Origin of the sequence: Proteus mirabilis ATCC 29906, assembly GCF_000160755.1 — a bacterium.
In the GTDB taxonomy this organism is placed as follows: Bacteria; Pseudomonadota; Gammaproteobacteria; order Enterobacterales; family Enterobacteriaceae; genus Proteus; species Proteus mirabilis.
Genome location: NZ_GG668576.1, coordinates 810,976 through 828,826 on the forward strand (window position 1 = coordinate 810,976; position 17,851 = coordinate 828,826).

Annotated in this window: 12 protein-coding genes, 4 tRNA genes and 1 pseudogene; 9 read left to right on the forward strand and 8 right to left on the reverse strand. The window is 36.7% G+C overall.

All coding sequences use genetic code 11. The features are described from left to right. Positions 1–30: 30 nt before the first annotated feature. From flhC to cspE, 5 genes are all read right to left on the reverse strand, one after another. Entirely contained in the window at positions 31–612 is a 582-nt protein-coding gene (gene flhC / locus HMPREF0693_RS03765; protein ID WP_004243567.1) for a flagellar transcriptional regulator FlhC, read from the reverse strand. Between the two features lie 2 nt (positions 613–614). Next, a complete protein-coding gene (flhD, locus tag HMPREF0693_RS03770) occupies positions 615–965 on the reverse strand; it encodes a flagellar transcriptional regulator FlhD (protein WP_004243568.1) in 351 nt (116 codons plus the stop codon). 3,320 nt (positions 966–4,285) lie between these two features. After that, complete coding sequence (locus HMPREF0693_RS03775) at positions 4,286–4,984, reverse strand: MgtC family protein (RefSeq protein ID WP_004248352.1); 699 nt, start codon at positions 4,982–4,984, stop codon at positions 4,286–4,288. Between the two features lie 364 nt (positions 4,985–5,348). Continuing rightward, a complete protein-coding gene (gene dsrB / locus HMPREF0693_RS03780) occupies positions 5,349–5,543 on the reverse strand; it encodes a protein DsrB (RefSeq protein ID WP_004243572.1) in 195 nt (64 codons plus the stop codon). Positions 5,544–5,651: 108 nt separating this feature from the next. After that, positions 5,652–5,864, reverse strand: coding sequence for a transcription antiterminator/RNA stability regulator CspE (gene cspE, locus HMPREF0693_RS03785; protein WP_004243573.1), 213 nt, complete (start codon positions 5,862–5,864; stop codon positions 5,652–5,654). Between the two features lie 455 nt (positions 5,865–6,319). Between cspE and HMPREF0693_RS03790 the strand changes: the two genes are divergently transcribed. The 8 genes from HMPREF0693_RS03790 to HMPREF0693_RS03825 all read left to right on the forward strand — a co-directional run bounded on the left by HMPREF0693_RS03790 (position 6,320) and on the right by HMPREF0693_RS03825 (position 10,736). After that, positions 6,320–6,826 carry a YlaC family protein gene (locus tag HMPREF0693_RS03790; RefSeq protein ID WP_004243574.1) on the forward strand — a complete coding sequence of 169 codons (507 nt, stop codon included), beginning with the start codon at positions 6,320–6,322 and terminating at the stop codon, positions 6,824–6,826. A gap of 165 nt (positions 6,827–6,991) precedes the next feature. After that, positions 6,992–7,067, forward strand: a tRNA-Asn gene (locus tag HMPREF0693_RS03795). 234 nt (positions 7,068–7,301) lie between these two features. Beyond that, positions 7,302–7,377, forward strand: a tRNA-Asn gene (locus HMPREF0693_RS03800). 336 nt (positions 7,378–7,713) lie between these two features. Continuing rightward, positions 7,714–7,789: transfer RNA gene (locus tag HMPREF0693_RS03805), tRNA-Asn, on the forward strand. A gap of 248 nt (positions 7,790–8,037) precedes the next feature. Beyond that, a tRNA-Asn gene (locus tag HMPREF0693_RS03810) sits at positions 8,038–8,113 on the forward strand. Positions 8,114–8,299: 186 nt separating this feature from the next. Then, a complete protein-coding gene (pyrC, locus tag HMPREF0693_RS03815) occupies positions 8,300–9,352 on the forward strand; it encodes a dihydroorotase (RefSeq protein WP_004243575.1) in 1,053 nt (350 codons plus the stop codon). Positions 9,353–9,564: 212 nt separating this feature from the next. Next, a complete protein-coding gene (gene bssS, locus HMPREF0693_RS03820) occupies positions 9,565–9,819 on the forward strand; it encodes a biofilm formation regulator BssS (protein WP_004243576.1) in 255 nt (84 codons plus the stop codon). A gap of 314 nt (positions 9,820–10,133) precedes the next feature. After that, entirely contained in the window at positions 10,134–10,736 is a 603-nt protein-coding gene (locus HMPREF0693_RS03825; RefSeq protein ID WP_004243578.1) for a response regulator transcription factor, read from the forward strand. A 339-nt stretch (positions 10,737–11,075) separates the two neighbouring features. On the opposite strand, the gene ttrA is transcribed toward HMPREF0693_RS03825, so the two are convergent. The 3 genes from ttrA to ttrB are packed head-to-tail and all read right to left on the reverse strand — an operon-like array spanning position 11,076 to position 15,917. Next, positions 11,076–14,159 carry a tetrathionate reductase subunit TtrA gene (gene ttrA / locus HMPREF0693_RS03830; RefSeq protein WP_004243579.1) on the reverse strand — a complete coding sequence of 1,028 codons (3,084 nt, stop codon included), beginning with the start codon at positions 14,157–14,159 and terminating at the stop codon, positions 11,076–11,078. After that, entirely contained in the window at positions 14,152–15,180 is a 1,029-nt protein-coding gene (gene ttrC, locus HMPREF0693_RS03835; protein WP_004243580.1) for a tetrathionate reductase subunit TtrC, read from the reverse strand. The genes ttrA and ttrC overlap by 8 nt, the downstream gene beginning before the upstream one ends. After that, complete coding sequence (gene ttrB, locus HMPREF0693_RS03840; RefSeq protein ID WP_004243581.1) at positions 15,177–15,917, reverse strand: tetrathionate reductase subunit TtrB; 741 nt, start codon at positions 15,915–15,917, stop codon at positions 15,177–15,179. Before ttrB ends, ttrC begins: the two co-directional genes overlap by 4 nt. A 163-nt stretch (positions 15,918–16,080) precedes the next feature. Here ttrB and ttrS point away from each other — a divergent pair. Continuing rightward, positions 16,081–17,843 (forward strand): annotated as a pseudogene (gene ttrS / locus HMPREF0693_RS03845) (tetrathionate respiration histidine kinase TtrS). The last annotated feature ends 8 nt before the right edge of the window (positions 17,844–17,851 follow it).

Genomic DNA, 17,851 nt, shown 5'->3' on the forward strand with positions numbered 1-17,851 from the left:
ATAACCTGATATTTAACTTTCAATCTCGAATCACATTGCAAACTGTTCAAGACCATCCAACAGTTGTAAGTTAATATCGGCAGGATTGGCGGAAAGTTTACGTTTTTTTATTGCCCGAGATGGAGGCTGACAAAGACTACAAACATAATTACTTGCAGGCTGATGTGCGTGTGTAATAAATGAACCATTACATTTGGTACATACAGAAAGTTGTAACATACCACTTTCAACAAAACGAACTAATGTCCATGCTCGTGTTAGTGCTAAAATAGGTTCTTGATCTTTAACGGGTGGACATTGTTCTAAATATAAACGATAGGCTTTTACAACAGCTTCAACACCTACGCTCCCCCCGCTTTTTAATAAAAAGCGGTAAGCATTATAAAACATTGAAGAATGGATATTTTGTTCCCATGTCATAAACCAATCTGTTGAAAAAGGTAGCATACCTTTAGGAGGAGGGCTTCCTCTTAATTCTTTGTATAATTTAATTAAACGCCCTCGACTTAATTGCGTTTCGCTTTCAAGCATTTGTAAGCGAGCACCTAAGGTGATTAATTCCATTGCTAGGCGAATATCTTTCGCCTCTCGGACGATACTTTTCTCACTCATTGTTATGCCCGTTTCTTTGTAGCAGAGGTATCATGTTCCGATAGTTGACGGAACAAGTTAGAAGAAAGAAGGATACCAGTATGAATTTGTTGCAAATCATCCACTCTGGATTCTTTAGTGAGTTGTTCTATTGTTTCGCTGTCTTCAAACCGGAAATTACAGATTAGTTGGTTTGTTTCAGCCAACTTAACCAATTGAGGCAATGTTAGCTCTTTTAGTGCATCAGCCATAGAATCGCTGATACCCAGTCTAAACATTGCGGAAGCCTTTTCTTGGTTAATTAACCTCTGCGCCAAAAGCAAATACGATAAATTTATGTCATAAATATGCTTAAGCAATTCAACCGTACTCATCTCTTTACATCCCGTCCGATTATATTGAACAAAGAGGATCTTGTTTAAAGTAAGATCCCGAGGAAATTAATATAAATGTATATTGAATTTCCAGGCCCCATTTTATGAATATGACTCGTAGTAACACTACCTTGTATTACTTGATTACGATCATTTCAAAAAGTAGCGAGAAAAACATTTAAATTAAAAAGGATTTTAAATGCTCGCCAATATATCACGTTAAGAATAATCCTAACGAGATAACTTTACTCCTTAATGATTAAGTTATTCAACGGATAAAGTAGTCTAATTTAAATACTATGTGAGTTACATCACAAAAAGATAATCATTATTATGGAATTAGTTCATTAACTATTCAAGTAATATTAGTAATAAAACTTGCTGAGAATTAATAAGCGAATCTACCCAAATTAAAATATTAATGATAATTTTTTATTTTATACGATCTATTAAACTTATAAACCTAAAAATACAGCATAAAAAATTGACAAATCTAAAATTGAAGTTTTTTTCGATCACAGTAACATATATTGCCATAGCTCCTCCTCATCTTTGTCTGAACAAAGCACTTGTATTTAATAAATATTTCTATAGATATAGTTTTTTTAGTCATTTACCGAAAACACCATAAATGATCACTTTTTATTTACAATTGGCATAAAAAACAACCAATCATAATTAATTTGAGTTATCTAATTTTATAAATTAATTAAATAAAAAAAATTACACTTAAAATTCATAAAGATAAAGCATAACACTCTTACATTAGCAGGATAAGTTATACAAAATTAAATTCCTAGTTATGCATCTTACCTTATAAATTATTGAATATTTATTTCTATCACATAAAAGTTTTATTAATAAATAATTAAAAATTACTAATCAATAACTAAAAGTGCAAAATAATAAAGCTATATAACTCTTTATGCGTGTTTTACCGAACAAAGATTAATCAATATAAAAAAACATGACAATACAGGTAAGATTTATTTATGGTTTTTACGTAACAATCAAATTACTTACCAACTTTTTTTAGAAAAATAAATATAAATCCATAGGAGAAAAAACTTCATTTAAAAATATAAAGTAGCAATAATAACTTTATTTACCCAATTAAATTCGATAAAAAAAATATATAATATTTGACTTAAACTTAATATAAACAAAAATAATTTATTTTTTATATTTCAGCCATTACATTTATATAAAAAAATAAAAACACATATAAATAAAAAAACAGGCTATTATTTAAATAACATAGTATCAATAAGTAAAAAAAACAGATTGATTTTATTAAAATAATAAATAATTAATTTATTATAAATAATCAGTGTGATTTTTTTATTTCTTATCCGTTATTCTGATAAAAATAGACTACAAATGAAATAACTATTTCATTTTCAGCAAAAAAGTTTTACCGATCTCTTCTTTCAAAATGATTGAGACATAGAAAATTTAGAATGGAAATTCCAACTTACTCATTTGCAATTTGATCAATCCCTATCCTGCTTTAACGCTCACCACCTAAATATTAACATTTGTATAAATCATTTATCCAATGTCAATATTAACAACTATTTTTGATCAAAATAACCTCTTATTGCCTACTCAATCATCATCATTAATAAACTGTAAAATAGCAAATGTTACTTTTTTTATATATGACAGATAAGATAGCTTAATTTACGACCAAAAATAATACGTTTTTTATTTTTATTTGTCTTTTTTTTAAGCATGTTTTCCGATGGTTTGAGAAGAGTAGCCTTAGCCATTTCTTAGCGCTAATCAGCTAATATCAATGCTTAACAAAAGAGATGATGGGTTCTTCTAAGAAAGGTATTGATAAAAAGACTGCTTTTTTAAACAAAAAAGCAAACTTATTTTTATCATTTTTATTTATTGTGATATTGATTATCATCAACATTACTCAAATAAAGAGTAGAATTGGTGGGAAATAACTTTTTGACAGACAACACACAATAAGCAGATTGATATAACAAATTTATTCAAAATAGTTATTTATCACTATTTTTTATCATAAAAACAAATAACCTCAGTTACGCAACTCATTACTCAACGATCTCATTTTTATGTAACAAATAAGATAAAAATATTGTTAGCCATCTTTCTGTCACCATCAACTATAATTATTTACGTAACAACGCCCAATAACATGAGCAATAGTTTAGAAGTCGATTAGCCTTTTATCGACCATGTTCTTTTTGATTCTCGCTAACCTTTAGTATTTTCTTTTCCCCGTACTTTTACTTAATCTTTTTAATCATTTTTGTATCATGATATAATACGAAAAATAAGCCTCTAATTATTTCTAATAGAAATTACAATGGTGCATTTATTTCGTTATTCGATGATTTTTTTCTTCTATAAGTCAGACTCATCTTCTTGATAAAGATATAAATAATGTAATATTGAAATAGATATTTTATACAATAAATAGATTAGTATGTTTTTTCAACCAGTATAATAAGATTACTTATTGGTAGCATTTCCCCTACAGCTTGTTTACAAAAAAGAATTTATATCCTAATGATATGTATCAACAATCAACACTTCCCCCCATTCATCAGCTTTACTGTAGCCCCCTGCTGTGTCATCTACACAACTTTTCTCCTCCCCTGACTTGCTTTAAGTGCACTTTTATCAAAAATATTTCTCAAAAAGCAGTAGGTTAACGATCGTCAAATAAAGAATAATGATAAATAATTCATCGAATATATTGAAATTGTTTGAGAATATCATCGAGTGATATGTACGACACCAAAGTTTTCAATAGAGGCATGTAAGTAAATGCATCTTGTCTTAAGCCCTTTAGTAACGATTTTGTGTGCTAGGACAATTAATAGACTCATCAAATGGGTTTTTAGTAGGAAAGCCTACCCGCCTACTCAGCTTAACATAATTTTAAAATGCGTTTTTTGATTTAAAATAAGTTTCCATTGATAAATGGTTTTTTATTATAGATAACTTTATTCTTTCATCTAAACAAAGATTGATGATACATGTTATCGATCTTATTCAGCTATAAACATAGTTTCACAATGAATAATTACACATATGAAATAGGTTACCTTTAACCACCAGTATTAATACTTAGTTAATTTTCTATTATTTATAATGCTAAACTGTATTAAATAGCGTTTAAAATAAGCTAAATTCCCTCGTTTTCAGTTATTGTTTTATATTCTACTTTTGTTGATATTATCCCCACTATTCTTATAAAACACATTAACAAGCTCTATTGCTGTGGGGATAACCTCTATTTATACTCACAAAGTATTATATTTTATATCCATAAAGTATTAAGCAGGATGCTCAGAAGCAATTTTCCAATTAATTGCACTGACACTTTTTTCTAAACTTATCCTGCAAACAATGGCTTCTATCTCTTTTTGCTCAGCTGGGGTAGCCAACACTTCAGCACAAACTTCTAATTGACTAGGCATTGGTGTATCTGCGCTACTTAATGATTGCAATCTCACATGTAAACCGTTTATGGCTTGCAAAATAAGTGTTCTTACCAAAACTTCATCGTGGGTATCACAAACAATACGAATAGAATAGCGTTGTTCAATATCTGTCGCTTGATATTGCGGTTGGGCATTTATTCGTTGAGCCGCTTCCCGTAATAGAATATTGGCACAAAGAATAAGCAATGTCGCTACGGTAGCAAGTGGATAGAGTCCAAGTCCACATAACACACCAATGCCCGCAGAGCACCAAAGTGTCGCCGCGGTATTAAGACCTCGAATATTCATTCCTTCGCGCATAATCACCCCTGCGCCTAAAAAACCAATACCAGAAACCACTTGTGCAGCAATCCGTCCTGGGCTATCGGGTGAAGTTTCAATGGAGCTTAAGATAAATACCGCAGCACCGGTCGCCACTAAAGCATTGGTGCGAAGTCCTGCCATTCTTTGACGCCATTGTCTTTCGGCACCAATCAAAGCACCAAGACACATTGCAACAACCAAATTTAAGATATAAGGAGTCATAGCCATTTTAATTTCCTCCATAAACAATGGCTAAAAAAACACGCCGTTATACGGCTAATGAAGTAATACAACAACGGATCTTTGGCTACAGCAATCTAGGAGGAGGAAATAAGGAGAAAAAAACATAGCACATAAAATCACCTCTTAGTAATAAGAGCATCTCAAGGTTAGTGCGATTCTATGTAAAACGAGGTTCAAGAAGTGCACTGCCCACCGGTAGGTAAGCAGTTTTAGCGGAGAAAACGGCTTACCAATTTATTTTTTGCATTAATTTACTACTTTGCGTATCCATCTGTTTTCTCTTCGTCAAAATTTGGCTGGTAGTATAAATAGGCCATTGCACAATGTAAATGAACGCTTCCTAAACCAATCATTTTTGTTGTACTGGTCGAACAAAAGTGCCTTCACCACCTTCTTTTTCATTAAAAAACCAAATACCATTCGGATATTCAGGCAGTGAAACCAAGTACATAATGCCTTCATTAAATTCTTCAATCAGTAAAATGGTTCCTTGACGATCTTCACAGCCATCCGTTTTTACTACAACATGATCATTAACGTTCATTTTTACTCCTGATAAAAATTCTCATTATCTTCTTTTTATTTTACCCATAAAGAAAAAGCCTGCCACCAGAAGGTGACAGGCTTGAAGAAAATTTTTAAAAGGCTTTTATTACAGAGCTGTTACGTTAGCAGCTGCTGGACCTTTTGCACCGTTTTCAATTGTGAATTCTACGTTCTGACCTTCAGCCAGAGTTTTGAAACCGTTACCTTGAATGGCAGAAAAGTGAACGAATACGTCTTTGCTTCCGTCTGCTGGAGTAATAAAACCAAAGCCTTTAGACTCGTTGAACCACTTAACTTGACCTTTCATTTTGTCAGACATGTGACTTTCCTATATATCAATAAAACGTTGCCTTCTCGGCATCTACTGGCCTGAACTACCTATAACTTATGGGCACACATGAAGAAAACGGTCAAAAAGCGATGCTGTTTAAAACTCATTAACTTAGAATGTCAATCATAAATCAGGTCTGTATTTAGGCCTTACTCATTAACGCATGAGACAGGGTTAATAGCAATAGTTTTATGCATTGAAAGATTAAAAAAATGCAAATTGCACATAAAAAATACAAATTCGCCTCTATTTTTGTCACTGTGTATAAAATTTATTTGATATTTTATAGCAATTATTAACAGCAAGTAGGAATAGTCTTAATAGACTAACAATAACAGTTAAGCGTCGAATTTAAAAAAACTGTTCTATCTGCTGATCCTGTCTCCATGATAATCTATTCTTAAGAAACAAATTTGCAACATTCATCTTTTAAGGTATTTACAATGAATGTATTAAAAGACATTTTAGAGCGTGATTTAGCACGTATTAATGCCGCAGAAAAGCGTGATGGCAAACCACACTTTAATAGCCAATTTTTAAAAAATCATATTTGGCTTTGCGTCAGTATGGTGTTGTCATATTTATTACTGGCCGCTTTGCTTATTTACTCTCCTTACTTTGGGGTCATTTCGCTGACTCTTTTCACTTTGATGTTTATTGTGATGGCAGGAATACTGCTATTTGATATCAAACCTATTTATAAGTTTGATGATATCGGCGTTCTTGACCTTAGAGTTTGCTATAACGGCGAATGGTATACTTTTGAAAAATTATCTGATGAAGCGATTAATGAGATACGCCAGCACCCGGCTATCCCAGCGCAAATAAAAGAAGACATCAATGACATTATACGCACAAAACAAGAGATACACTTTTATGACGTGTATTTAATCGCATTCGATCCCATCACCAAACCGATTTCGTCAGAAAAATTATCACCCCAAGTCTAATACTATGAGAAATTCTCCGTGTTATTGCACACAACACGGAGAACCTTAACCATTTTTTAGCCATATTGTCCATAAACCAATCAAACAGTTAATTAATCTATTTTTTAACGTTGACACCCTGATATATCATCGCTATTATGCGCCTCGTTCTCAAGAGAACACAATTCCTCCATAGTTCAGTCGGTAGAACGGCGGACTGTTAATCCGTATGTCACTGGTTCGAGTCCAGTTGGAGGAGCCAAATTTAGAAGAGCCCGCTTTATGCGGGCTTTTTGCTTTTCTAAATAAACTAGTCCCTACTAGCCTTTCATGCTCATCAGCGATATCTATATATAACTATTTATTTTTTATACTTTTTTATCAAAAAAACAACAAAACGGTGCACTCTTGAGCAAACAAACATTTTTTTTGTTTTTTTGCTTTACAAGGGAAAAGAGGATAGCTATTATTCGCCTCGTTCTCACGAGAACACGCTTCCTCCATAGTTCAGTCGGTAGAACGGCGGACTGTTAATCCGTATGTCACTGGTTCGAGTCCAGTTGGAGGAGCCAAATTTAGAAAAGCCCGCTTTATGCGGGCTTTTTGCTTTTTTTAATGCCCATTATTTCTTTTCTTATTTATCACTTTTATTCATTGTCTAATTTTAAGACACTGCTGCAAAATGATCTTTAAGTGACTCTTTTCTTACTTATGATATGGCAGAATGTGGCTTTTTAGGGCGGTAAGAATATCAACACAGTATATATACTGTGCCGAAATCGGTATACTTTTAGATAAAACACATAAATCAGTTATTTTTTAACCACTTAAGCTATTATTTTATTTTTTTTACTTTACAACTGCCCTCTCTCTCGCTATTATTCACCTCGTTCTCAAGGGAACACAATTCCTCCATAGTTCAGTCGGTAGAACGGCGGACTGTTAATCCGTATGTCACTGGTTCGAGTCCAGTTGGAGGAGCCAAATTTAGAGAAGCCCGCTTTATGCGGGCTTTTTGCTTTTTAGCCGATAGCATCCCACACTTAGCATGCTGAAAAATAAATTTTTCTCTGTTTCACCCTATAAATTCCAGCATCTTTTTCATTATCTTGTTCATTATTCGCTGATAATTGATGCAACTTGCTGTTTATCTATCCATTTAAACAAATATCTACGATTGACCTTTGACATCTCAATTTTACCACTATATGATACACGCCACTTAATGATGTTCCTCCATAGTTCAGTCGGTAGAACGGCGGACTGTTAATCCGTATGTCACTGGTTCGAGTCCAGTTGGAGGAGCCATTTCTATTAGCATTACCCTCGTAACTATTTGATTTTATTCTCTGTTTTCCCTCACACACAATAAAAAATACCATTAAAAAGGTAGCTATTTAATCGTTTTCGTATTACTATTCATTTCCGGCTTGACTATCCAGTCCAATCCAATCGTTGATCTTTCGATTTTCCTAAGACACACGGAGCCGGTATATGACCACTGCACAACCTATCACCCTCACTATTCGCCGTCCTGATGATTGGCATGTTCACTTTCGTGATGATGACATGCTAAAAACCGTTGTTCCTTATACCAGTCGTTATTTTGGCAGAGCTATCGTAATGCCAAATCTTGTTCCCCCGATCACCACCATTGAAGCCGCCCGTCGTTATCGTGATCGCATAAAAGCAGCTATTCCTAGTGGCGATAAATTCGAACCATTAATGACCTGCTATTTAACGGATAGCACTCTGCCATCAGAAGTTGAACAAGGTTTTCTACAAGGCGTATTTACTGCTTGTAAACTTTATCCCGCCAATGCGACGACAAATTCTAGCCATGGTGTTTCCGATATCAATAAAATCTATCCTATTCTTAGTGTGATGGAAAAAATAGGTATGCCATTGCTTATTCATGGGGAAGTTACTGCATCAGATATCGATATTTTTGATAGAGAAGCTCGTTTTATTGATAACGTGATGGCTCCCGTTCGCAAACAATTTCCTGCCTTAAAAATTGTTTTTGAACATATCACCACCAAAGAAGCGGCACAGTATGTCTTAGAGGGAAATGAATTTCTTGGTGCAACTATTACACCACAACACTTAATGTTTAACCGTAATCATATGCTTGTCGGTGGTGTGAAACCGCACTTGTACTGTTTACCTATCCTTAAGCGTAATGTACACCAAGAGGCATTAAGACAAGCCGTTGCATCAGGTCATTCGCGTTTCTTCTTAGGTACTGATTCCGCACCTCATTTACAACATCGCAAAGAATCATCTTGTGGATGCGCTGGCGTGTTTAACGCCCCCACCGCTTTAGCAGCTTATGCTAGCGTATTTAAAGAGCTCAATGCCCTTTCTCACTTTGAAGCCTTCTGTTCACTCAATGGCCCACGTTTTTATGGTTTACCGGTTAATGAAGGCACTATTACCTTAACGGAAAAATCCGTTACTGCACCTGCAGAAATTATGAGTGGTGATGAAGCATTAATCCCCTTCTTAGCAAATGAAGATATTCATTGGGATATTAGTGTCAATTAATCAATTAGTGACTTGATATCTTCTTTTTATGCACCATATAACCCCTTATCTGGGATAGTTATGGTGCATATTTTTTGCTATTCCTCATTGCACTTTTCCATTTTCCATCAAAATTTAGCTTTTTTATTGCGCCAAATTTCGTATACTGGAAAGTAACCACTTAGTGGGGGCTTCTCTCTTAGTCAAAACCGGTTGTATGATTAGGAGGTATTATGAGTAGAAAAAATGAAGTTATTCAAACACATCCTGTTGTAGGCTGGGATATTAGCACTGTAGATATCTATGATGCGATGATGCTACGTTTACATTATCTTCCTGAAAACGAACACCATCTAGACAATGCAGTGGTTGATAAAACACTTTGGCTTACTACTGATGTAGCAAAACAGTTGATTTATATTCTTCAAGCAGGTATTGATAAAATTGAATCATCTGAAGATTTTGTATCAGACAACACCAAGCATTGATAAAAAGATAAGTTCGAGAAAAGCATTAAGACACCAAGCAGGAGTACTTTCGTACTCCTGTCTCGTTTTTATTGTTATAATCACCTTTCATTTTTATTTCGTTTATCTCTATTATCTATCCCTAACATGTTAATTTTTCATACTGTTTTTTTTAATTAGTTATTATTATAAATTAATTTATATTTAATTAAGTTATTATAATTTTCTTTTTATTCGATATATCTTTCACAAAATGATATATAACCCGAATTGACATAAAACTATGTTATCTTTATTTTAATAACTTGAAAATAGATATCACAAGGAAGTTATTAGTGAAAATATTAATTATTGATGAGTGTTACTTTACTCGTAATGGTATTCGGCATTTCTTCTTAAAAAAAAATGTAAGGCATGAAATTATTGATATGTCTTCTATTGAAGAAGCTAATCATTATATTAATAACTCTATGCCTGATATTATTTTTATTGATCTCACTAAATATTGTCGTGAAGTAGCACATTGTCAGCACTTGCAATATTTCTTTTCACTGACTCAAGAGTGTCGTTTATACCTCTATATTGATGCCAACTATCCAGACAAAGATAGACCTATCGCCTTGACAAATAACTGTTTTATCCTTGCTAAACGAGTACTACCTTGGGTATTAGAGAGAACATCAACATTAACTTCTCGTTGCCAAGTTTTTTTCCCCACTTATAAACATTCTCTTTGCTCAATATTTAGCATACAAGAACAAAAAATCATAAATTACTGGATGGGAGAGTTGCCTAACTATCAAATTGCCAAAAAATTAAAAATTAGCAATAGCACCGTTTATTCGCATAAAAGACATATTACTGAAAAAATAAATGTAAAAAATAGAATTGAACTCTTCTTTATATATAATATATTAAAATATATCTATGAGAAATAAATACAAACTTATCGTTTAATGATTGATATATTTTATGGAATGAAATTATGAAGCTAATAGTTTAATTAATTGAGGAAATAACAAATTCCTATTACTTAACATTGAACTCTATAATAGGATTATAAATATGGGTGAACATATCAAAAATTAAAAATATTTAATCACCTAAGAGCAACGTTTTATAACATAAAAAATCTTCTTCATATTCAATATGACACTAAACATATTAATAAGCACAATATGTCATAGCATGACTCACTTCACTCTTACAGCTATCCTAGAGTGAAGTGAGCACCAATAGAGTCATCAACAACAAAAAGACACTATTGCTACATACTATTAGGCGATACGCTCAATCTTTGCCGGTAATCCTTGACGTACAGAGGCACCAGAAACCCAATCTAACCAAGTATTCGTTATTTCTCGTGTTGGATCAGCAAAGCCTAAGTCGTTTAAGTTAATACCACTACCTATTGCTTTATCCATAGCTAATGGTTGCCCATCTAAATAGTGTTGACGCGAGCCTAGCTCTTTATGTCCATAACCATGTTCAATCGCTAACACTCCAGGCATAACCCCCTCTAATAAACTAATTTCAGCCTCAACCTCTCCACCTGGGGTCACTATGCGCACTTTATCACCATGCTTGATCCCCCATTTTTTACCATCTAGCGGATTAATCGCGACTAAATTGCTTGGTTTTACCATTCTTAAACGTTGGATCATGCCCGTTGAGCTACTTACCACATGAGATTTAAAGGACATCAGTTTTAATGGCCATTGCTCTTGTGGAAAATGTTGATGTATATCGCTACCGTCAGATAAACGCGGTGGATAATAAGTTGGGCAACCACTATATCGCTCACCGGTAATAGCATGATGATTCTTCGCTACATTTTCATTCCAGATCTGTAATGGTTTCTTCCATTGCGGGCCTGTCGCATCACCATTCCATGCTTTATCATAAGGGGCAAAACGCCCACCACGAGTATAAATATTCGCCACCCTTAGGACTTCTTCTTCTTTTAAAGTGGCAGTAATAGCAGGAAGAATACGATCGACACCACTTAATAAAATATCTTCATGGCTGGCAGGTGCTACAGGCTGTTCGCCCATAAAGGCAATATTAGCCGCTACACGCAGATAATAATCTTCAGCACTATTAATTGCGTGGAAATGCCCATCTTTATCTTCTAGCGCATTTTCACCAAAGCCGGGTAAGTCTAATGCTTTAGCAACCGCAATGCAGAAAGTTTCCATTGATATAGGTTGACCATCGGCTGTTTTCGCCACACGAGGCTCTACAATCGGCCAACGTGCCGTACTGGCTTTGACTTGTACACCAGACCACGGCGCACTAAATCCCCAACTTTCAAAGTTATGCGTATCAGGCACAATATAGTCCGCCAGTGCAGTGGTCTCATTCATAAAAGCATCGATACCAATAATCAATGGTAGATGCTGTGGATCTTTAAGACGCGCTTCCATAACTTGGCGAATACCTGCAATACCGTATAGCGGGTTCGTCATATTGGTTATCCATGCTTTTAATGAATAAGGATAACCCGCTAATGCCGACCCCAGTTGCTCTGTTAATTGCCCTGCGGCAAACGGATACCACGGCGCTTTAGCAGGATAAGGAGACTCCCCTTTCGCGATCCGTTCACGGTATTCATCAGATTGTTCATAAGCCGCTTTACTGCGCGATAGCACCATTCCTTTAGGCTTAATTTTGCCTTTAAAACTATCCATGTTGTAACGAGGGCCATCTATCGCACCATTAAATTTACCTCCACCGACAGATACTCCCCCTTTCAGGTTTAGATTTCCAATTAAAGCGTTTAGCATGATGACACTCCACGCCGTATAGAAACCATTTCCCCCCATCATGCCACCATGTGAGATAACCGCAGCTTTTCGTCCATAGTCAGTAAATTCACGCGCTAAGGCAACAATAGTGCTTTCAGGTACTTTACAACGTTCACTATACTCCGCCAATGACATGCGACTTGCAGCTTCAGTTAATAATTGGAAACTTGATTTTACTGTAACCTCAATACCTGTTTTTAATGTCACTTTTTGAGTAACAAAAAGCTGTGCTCTGTCTACTTGCGTCGCTGCTGTAAGCTGTCCATTAAGGGCTATAACCATATTTTGCGCTTCGCCATCATCGGCAATATCCTCAAGATGCGCGGTGGTTAACATCTGCCCTGACAGTGGATGATTTTCATCACTAATGACTAAATGTGTCGCATTAGTCCAGCTTCGCTCTCCAACATTATTCATCGACACTTCACTGGGCACCGATAAATACTCAGCATTATAGCGTTTGTTTTCAATGATCCAGCGGATCATACCCATCACTAAAGCAGCATCTGTTCCCGGTTGTACGGGTACCCAATGACCATGATCATTCGCTAACGTGGTGGTTAGTGGCAAAGCAGGTGCCACAACTACATAGTTAAACGAACCACGAATACGCGCATTCGCTAATTGGCGACCTTGGCGTTTAAATGGATTACCTGATTGCGCAGGTGAGGTACCTAAAAATAGTGCAAATTCAACATGATCCCAATCAGGCTTCACATGAGCGTTTTTATCCAGATCATTCATTAATGCACCGGAGCCGGCACGATACGCTAATCCACAATAAGAGCCATGAGCCCCAAAATTTTTACTACCAAAGGCATTTTGTGCAAAGCGGCGAATAAAACTATCTCGGCCATCATCCCCAGCATTAGTAACTAATAACTGATTTGCTTTAGGTCCTAGGGCTGGCTGTTTAGGATCAATGGGTGTTGCTAAATCGCGGATAGCACGTAAGCCATCAACATGTCCTTCACCAAATAAATCGCCCCCCTCAACCACTTCTTTGATCAGTTGCTCAAAGCTAATTCGTTGCCATTTCCCCTCACCTCGTTTACCCACTCGTTTCATGGGTTCAAGAATACGAGTAGGACTATCGAGGCTTTCCATCATCGTCGCACCACGAGCACAAGCCGTAGAGCGGTTAGCTAAACCACTTTCGCCCCCCATTTTTTCAAAGGCTTCTTTTATTGGCATGTTATAACCAAAATGGATATCCTGAGATAATGGGTGATAAGGATTTCCTGCAATACGTAATACTTGATTATTGTTACGATCGACTCTCGCACGCACACCGCACTGAGTCCAACAACCAAAGCATTGAGTCATACAAACAGCTTGATTGGTATTAGGTTGCCAATTCGCTTTCGCCGTGATTTTACCTTCTGGTAATAAAGAGTTACCGTTGATCCTATCCAAAGTAACCTTACCAGAAGTCCCATCAACGAGACCGTCGACAGCACGCTTAGCAACATCGCGATAACTGGCAGCAAATGCGGCAATACCACCGATAACCAATCCACCTTTAAGCCATTGACGTCTTGTAAACTTAGCCATGCTGTACTCTCCTGACAACCCAACGAATACTTTCTCTGAATATAATGGTTAACGCTATCCAAAGCCCAAATGTTCCAACAATCGCTAATAATCCATCATTACCCAGCGGGAACTGATAAGGATTGGTAATAATGTTATATTTGGGAATATATTGGCTTCCCATTAACATTAGCCAACGTAATACCCACGCCAATCCCATTGAAATAAAAGCCATTACGGTAATAAATGCCACTGAGCGTGCCTGTTTTGCCATTAATCCGCCCATAGCAACAGACACTATCCATAAGGCAATAACCCCTATCGCACTCCACCAGCCTAAACTTCCTATTGCCAATTGTTGCCTAATGGCTTGTCCTGAAATAGTATCCCCCGCAATCCAAAAACCTGTACATACAGCAAGTAACATTAAAGATCCGATAAACCACATAGCCAGTTCACGCTGATACACAGGCTCTCGTCGCGTACCTAATGCTAATAGCGTAGGCAATACTTGCATGGCACTAAAAAACAGTAATATCGGCAGCCAGTAGGTATAAAGCACCGGTCTTGCTTTTAAAATAGAAGCTTCACGGCCGGTATAGAGCAATAAACCTATCGAGGTTAAGGCGCAGGCTAAAGCAACCCAACGCGTTAACTTATATTCACGTTTCCACACTAAACGCACGACCATGGCAATAAAGTACAAAATACTAAATGCAGAGAAGAGTGGCAGTAATAGTGATCCCCATGCCATCCACGACCAAGGAGTTGGATAAGCATAAAAATGCCAAACACGTGCGGTTTGATGGAGATCAGCGGTTAATGCTAAAGGGGCGGTGATCCCCGCCGTAACAGCAATAAAAACCGCAACAGCTTCTAAACGAGGATTACCTGTACGCCCTTTCCAACATTGCCAGCATGCATAAAGTGTTGCGCAACACGCAATGCCGATAAAAAAGAAATATTGCACTGCCCAAGGTAACCAAAAGTATTCTTGGGGGATCGCTATCACTTCTTGAATTTGCGAAACGGATGAAATCATGAGTGAACCTCCTGCCATAATGCGGGTTGCCCTTGTCCAACTAATGGCTGCACAAATGCATCATCTAAACCAAGATAAAAAACTTGTGGCAAGGTGCCACTTTCTGGTTTAAGTACTTTTAATTCATGTTCATGCTCGCGGATCATTTTACTTATTGTGCTGTGTGGATCTTTCATATCACCGATAATACGAGCGCCCCCCACACAAGATTCAACACAGGCAGGTAATAACCCAACTTCTAGGCGATGAGCACAAAAAGTACATTTATCGGCTGTCTGAGTGGAATGGTTGATAAAACGGGCATCATAAGGACATGCTTGCACACAATAAGCACAGCCTACACAACGTTCATTATCAATCACGACGATCCCGTCTTTGCGTTGAAATGTTGCTTGAACAGGACAAACAGGTACACACGGAGGCTCGTCACAATGGTTACATAATCTAGGGAGTAAGACGTTCGTTATTCCCTCTTGCCCCTTGATAGCTACTTGATATTGGTTTACTGTCGTCCTAAATTGTCCTTGTGGCGTTTGGTTTTCAATCGTACAGCTCACTGTACAAGATTGACACCCAACACAACGACGCAGATCGATCAGCATGCCATAACGTTTATCCTCTGAGCCTTCACGGCGCTCTGGGGATAGTTTAATGCCAGCTTGAGAGAGAGGAACCAGTGATGCACCTGCGGTAAGGACCCCTAATTGTTGTAAGAATTTTCGTTTACCAAGATCCATATTTGTCTCCAGTATCACTCAGTAAATACCTGCCACATTGAGCGAAGGGAATAGAAAATAAGTATTTATGGCATTGTAAAAATTACTGAGTCCTCCACCTATTGTGGTTTACCACATACTCGGTGCGAACTTGATCCAAAACAATATTTAACATTAGATAGTTATGACGATAAAACAGACAATTGGGATAAAAAAAATCGCTAGTTTGAGCTTATTACTGCTCTTTTTTCTACTCTCTTCTTCTGCGGTTGCCAAAGAGTGGACTATTGGTGTGTTAGCGTTGCGAGGCGACGCCTCAACCCAAAGACATTGGCAACCGCTTATCGATACCTTAGATCAACAAATACCCACAGATAGCTTTCTGCTGTTACCACTTAACTTGTCAGAAATGAAGCAAGCAGTGGCGGACAAGAGAGTAGATTTTCTATTGACGAATCCAGCGCAATTTGTCCAGCTTGATAGTGCATATCCGCTACGTTGGTTACTCTCTTTACGCTCGGGTTATGAGCCGGATAACACAACAAGAAATGTGATTGGTAGCCTTATTTTGGTGCGCAAAGACAGCGCAATTACATCGATTCATGAATTAGTCGGAAAGCGTGTTGGCGCCATTGCACCAGATGCCTTTGGTGGATATCTGTTAGGTTACAAAGCACTGCGTGAAGAAGGGATTGATCCTGAGCAGGATTTTACATTACGTTTTAGTGGTTTTCCGGCTGATGCGTTACTTTACTTATTACGTGATGGCGATATTAATGCAGCGATCATCCCAGTTTGCTTATTAGAAAATATGGATAACGAAGGTCTTATTAATAAAGAAGATTATCGTCCATTATTAAATTATTCTACCAATACTTCTTGTTTAACCAGTACTCCGCTCTATCCTAATTGGTCATTTGCTGCATTAGATACTGTTCCTGACACATTAGTGGATAAAGTGACACGAACATTACTCAATGATGAAAGCGACACCATGAAATGGGGGGCACCCGCTTCTCATTCTCAAGTGGAAAATTTACTCCGAGAAGTCAACCAACACCCAAGGCAGCGACAACTTTGGCAAGATGCGAAAATTTGGGCTATCCAGCACCGTTTTATTATTGGATTATCATTGGGTGCCATTATCTTACTGGTTTTCAACCAAATCTGGATTAGTTATTTGGTCAGAAGACGTAGCCATCAATTAGAACAAGCGCATATCCATTTAAGAGAGCAAAAAGAGGCATTAGAACAAGCTCAGCGTTTAAATATTTTAGGTGAAATGGCGTCAGGCTTTGCTCATGAGCTTAATCAACCTCTTTCTGCGATCAAAAGTTATGCCCAAGGTAGTGCGATCCGCCTAGAAAAAGAGAACAAAAATCATCCATTACTCCCCGCGTTACGACAGATAGACCAGCAAGCCCAACGTGGCGCAGATATTATTCGCAATCTACGTTTATGGGTAGGTAAGCAATCAGCAAATAGTGATACAGTGCCACTGTCAGAACAAAATATTGCCCAATGTATTGAACATATTTGGCGGTTATTACGTATTGATGAAAAATATCCACAAGTGACTCTGATCACTAAGATTGATAAACATGATACCCTATACTTACCTGAAACATTATTAGAGCAAATATTATCTAATTTGATCACCAATAGCCTACAGGCGGGTACTAAAGTGCTACAGATAAGCACCCATAAAGCGCCAGATAGGTTGTTAATTGTGATCAAAGATGATGCGGGAGGAATGAGCCATAGCCAGCTTGAACAACCTTTCTCCCCTTTCAAACCACCAAAACAGAAGGTCTTGGTTTAGGTTTGGTGATTTGCCAACGCTTATTAAATTCACAAGGTGCTGATATTCACATAGAAAATCAAAAAGATAAGCAAAATAATGTTGGATTAAAAATCACCCTTATTTTCCCCAATAACAATAATTAGAGGAAGAA

What these genes read in the sequence shown, in the direction of transcription:
- ttrB (WP_004243581.1), bottom strand. Translation starts at nt 15,917, where the DNA reads ATGGATCTTGGTAAACGAAAATTCTTACAACAATTAGGGGTCCTTACC.
- HMPREF0693_RS03775 (WP_004248352.1), bottom strand. Translation starts at nt 4,984, where the DNA reads ATGGCTATGACTCCTTATATCTTAAATTTGGTTGTTGCAATGTGTCTT.
- ttrC (WP_004243580.1), bottom strand. Translation starts at nt 15,180, where the DNA reads ATGATTTCATCCGTTTCGCAAATTCAAGAAGTGATAGCGATCCCCCAA.
- pyrC (WP_004243575.1), top strand. Translation starts at nt 8,300, where the DNA reads ATGACCACTGCACAACCTATCACCCTCACTATTCGCCGTCCTGATGAT.
- HMPREF0693_RS03790 (WP_004243574.1), top strand. Translation starts at nt 6,320, where the DNA reads ATGAATGTATTAAAAGACATTTTAGAGCGTGATTTAGCACGTATTAAT.
- flhD (WP_004243568.1), bottom strand. Translation starts at nt 965, where the DNA reads ATGAGTACGGTTGAATTGCTTAAGCATATTTATGACATAAATTTATCG.
- flhC (WP_004243567.1), bottom strand. Translation starts at nt 612, where the DNA reads ATGAGTGAGAAAAGTATCGTCCGAGAGGCGAAAGATATTCGCCTAGCA.
- bssS (WP_004243576.1), top strand. Translation starts at nt 9,565, where the DNA reads ATGAGTAGAAAAAATGAAGTTATTCAAACACATCCTGTTGTAGGCTGG.
- cspE (WP_004243573.1), bottom strand. Translation starts at nt 5,864, where the DNA reads ATGTCTGACAAAATGAAAGGTCAAGTTAAGTGGTTCAACGAGTCTAAA.
- ttrA (WP_004243579.1), bottom strand. Translation starts at nt 14,159, where the DNA reads ATGGCTAAGTTTACAAGACGTCAATGGCTTAAAGGTGGATTGGTTATC.
- dsrB (WP_004243572.1), bottom strand. Translation starts at nt 5,543, where the DNA reads ATGAACGTTAATGATCATGTTGTAGTAAAAACGGATGGCTGTGAAGAT.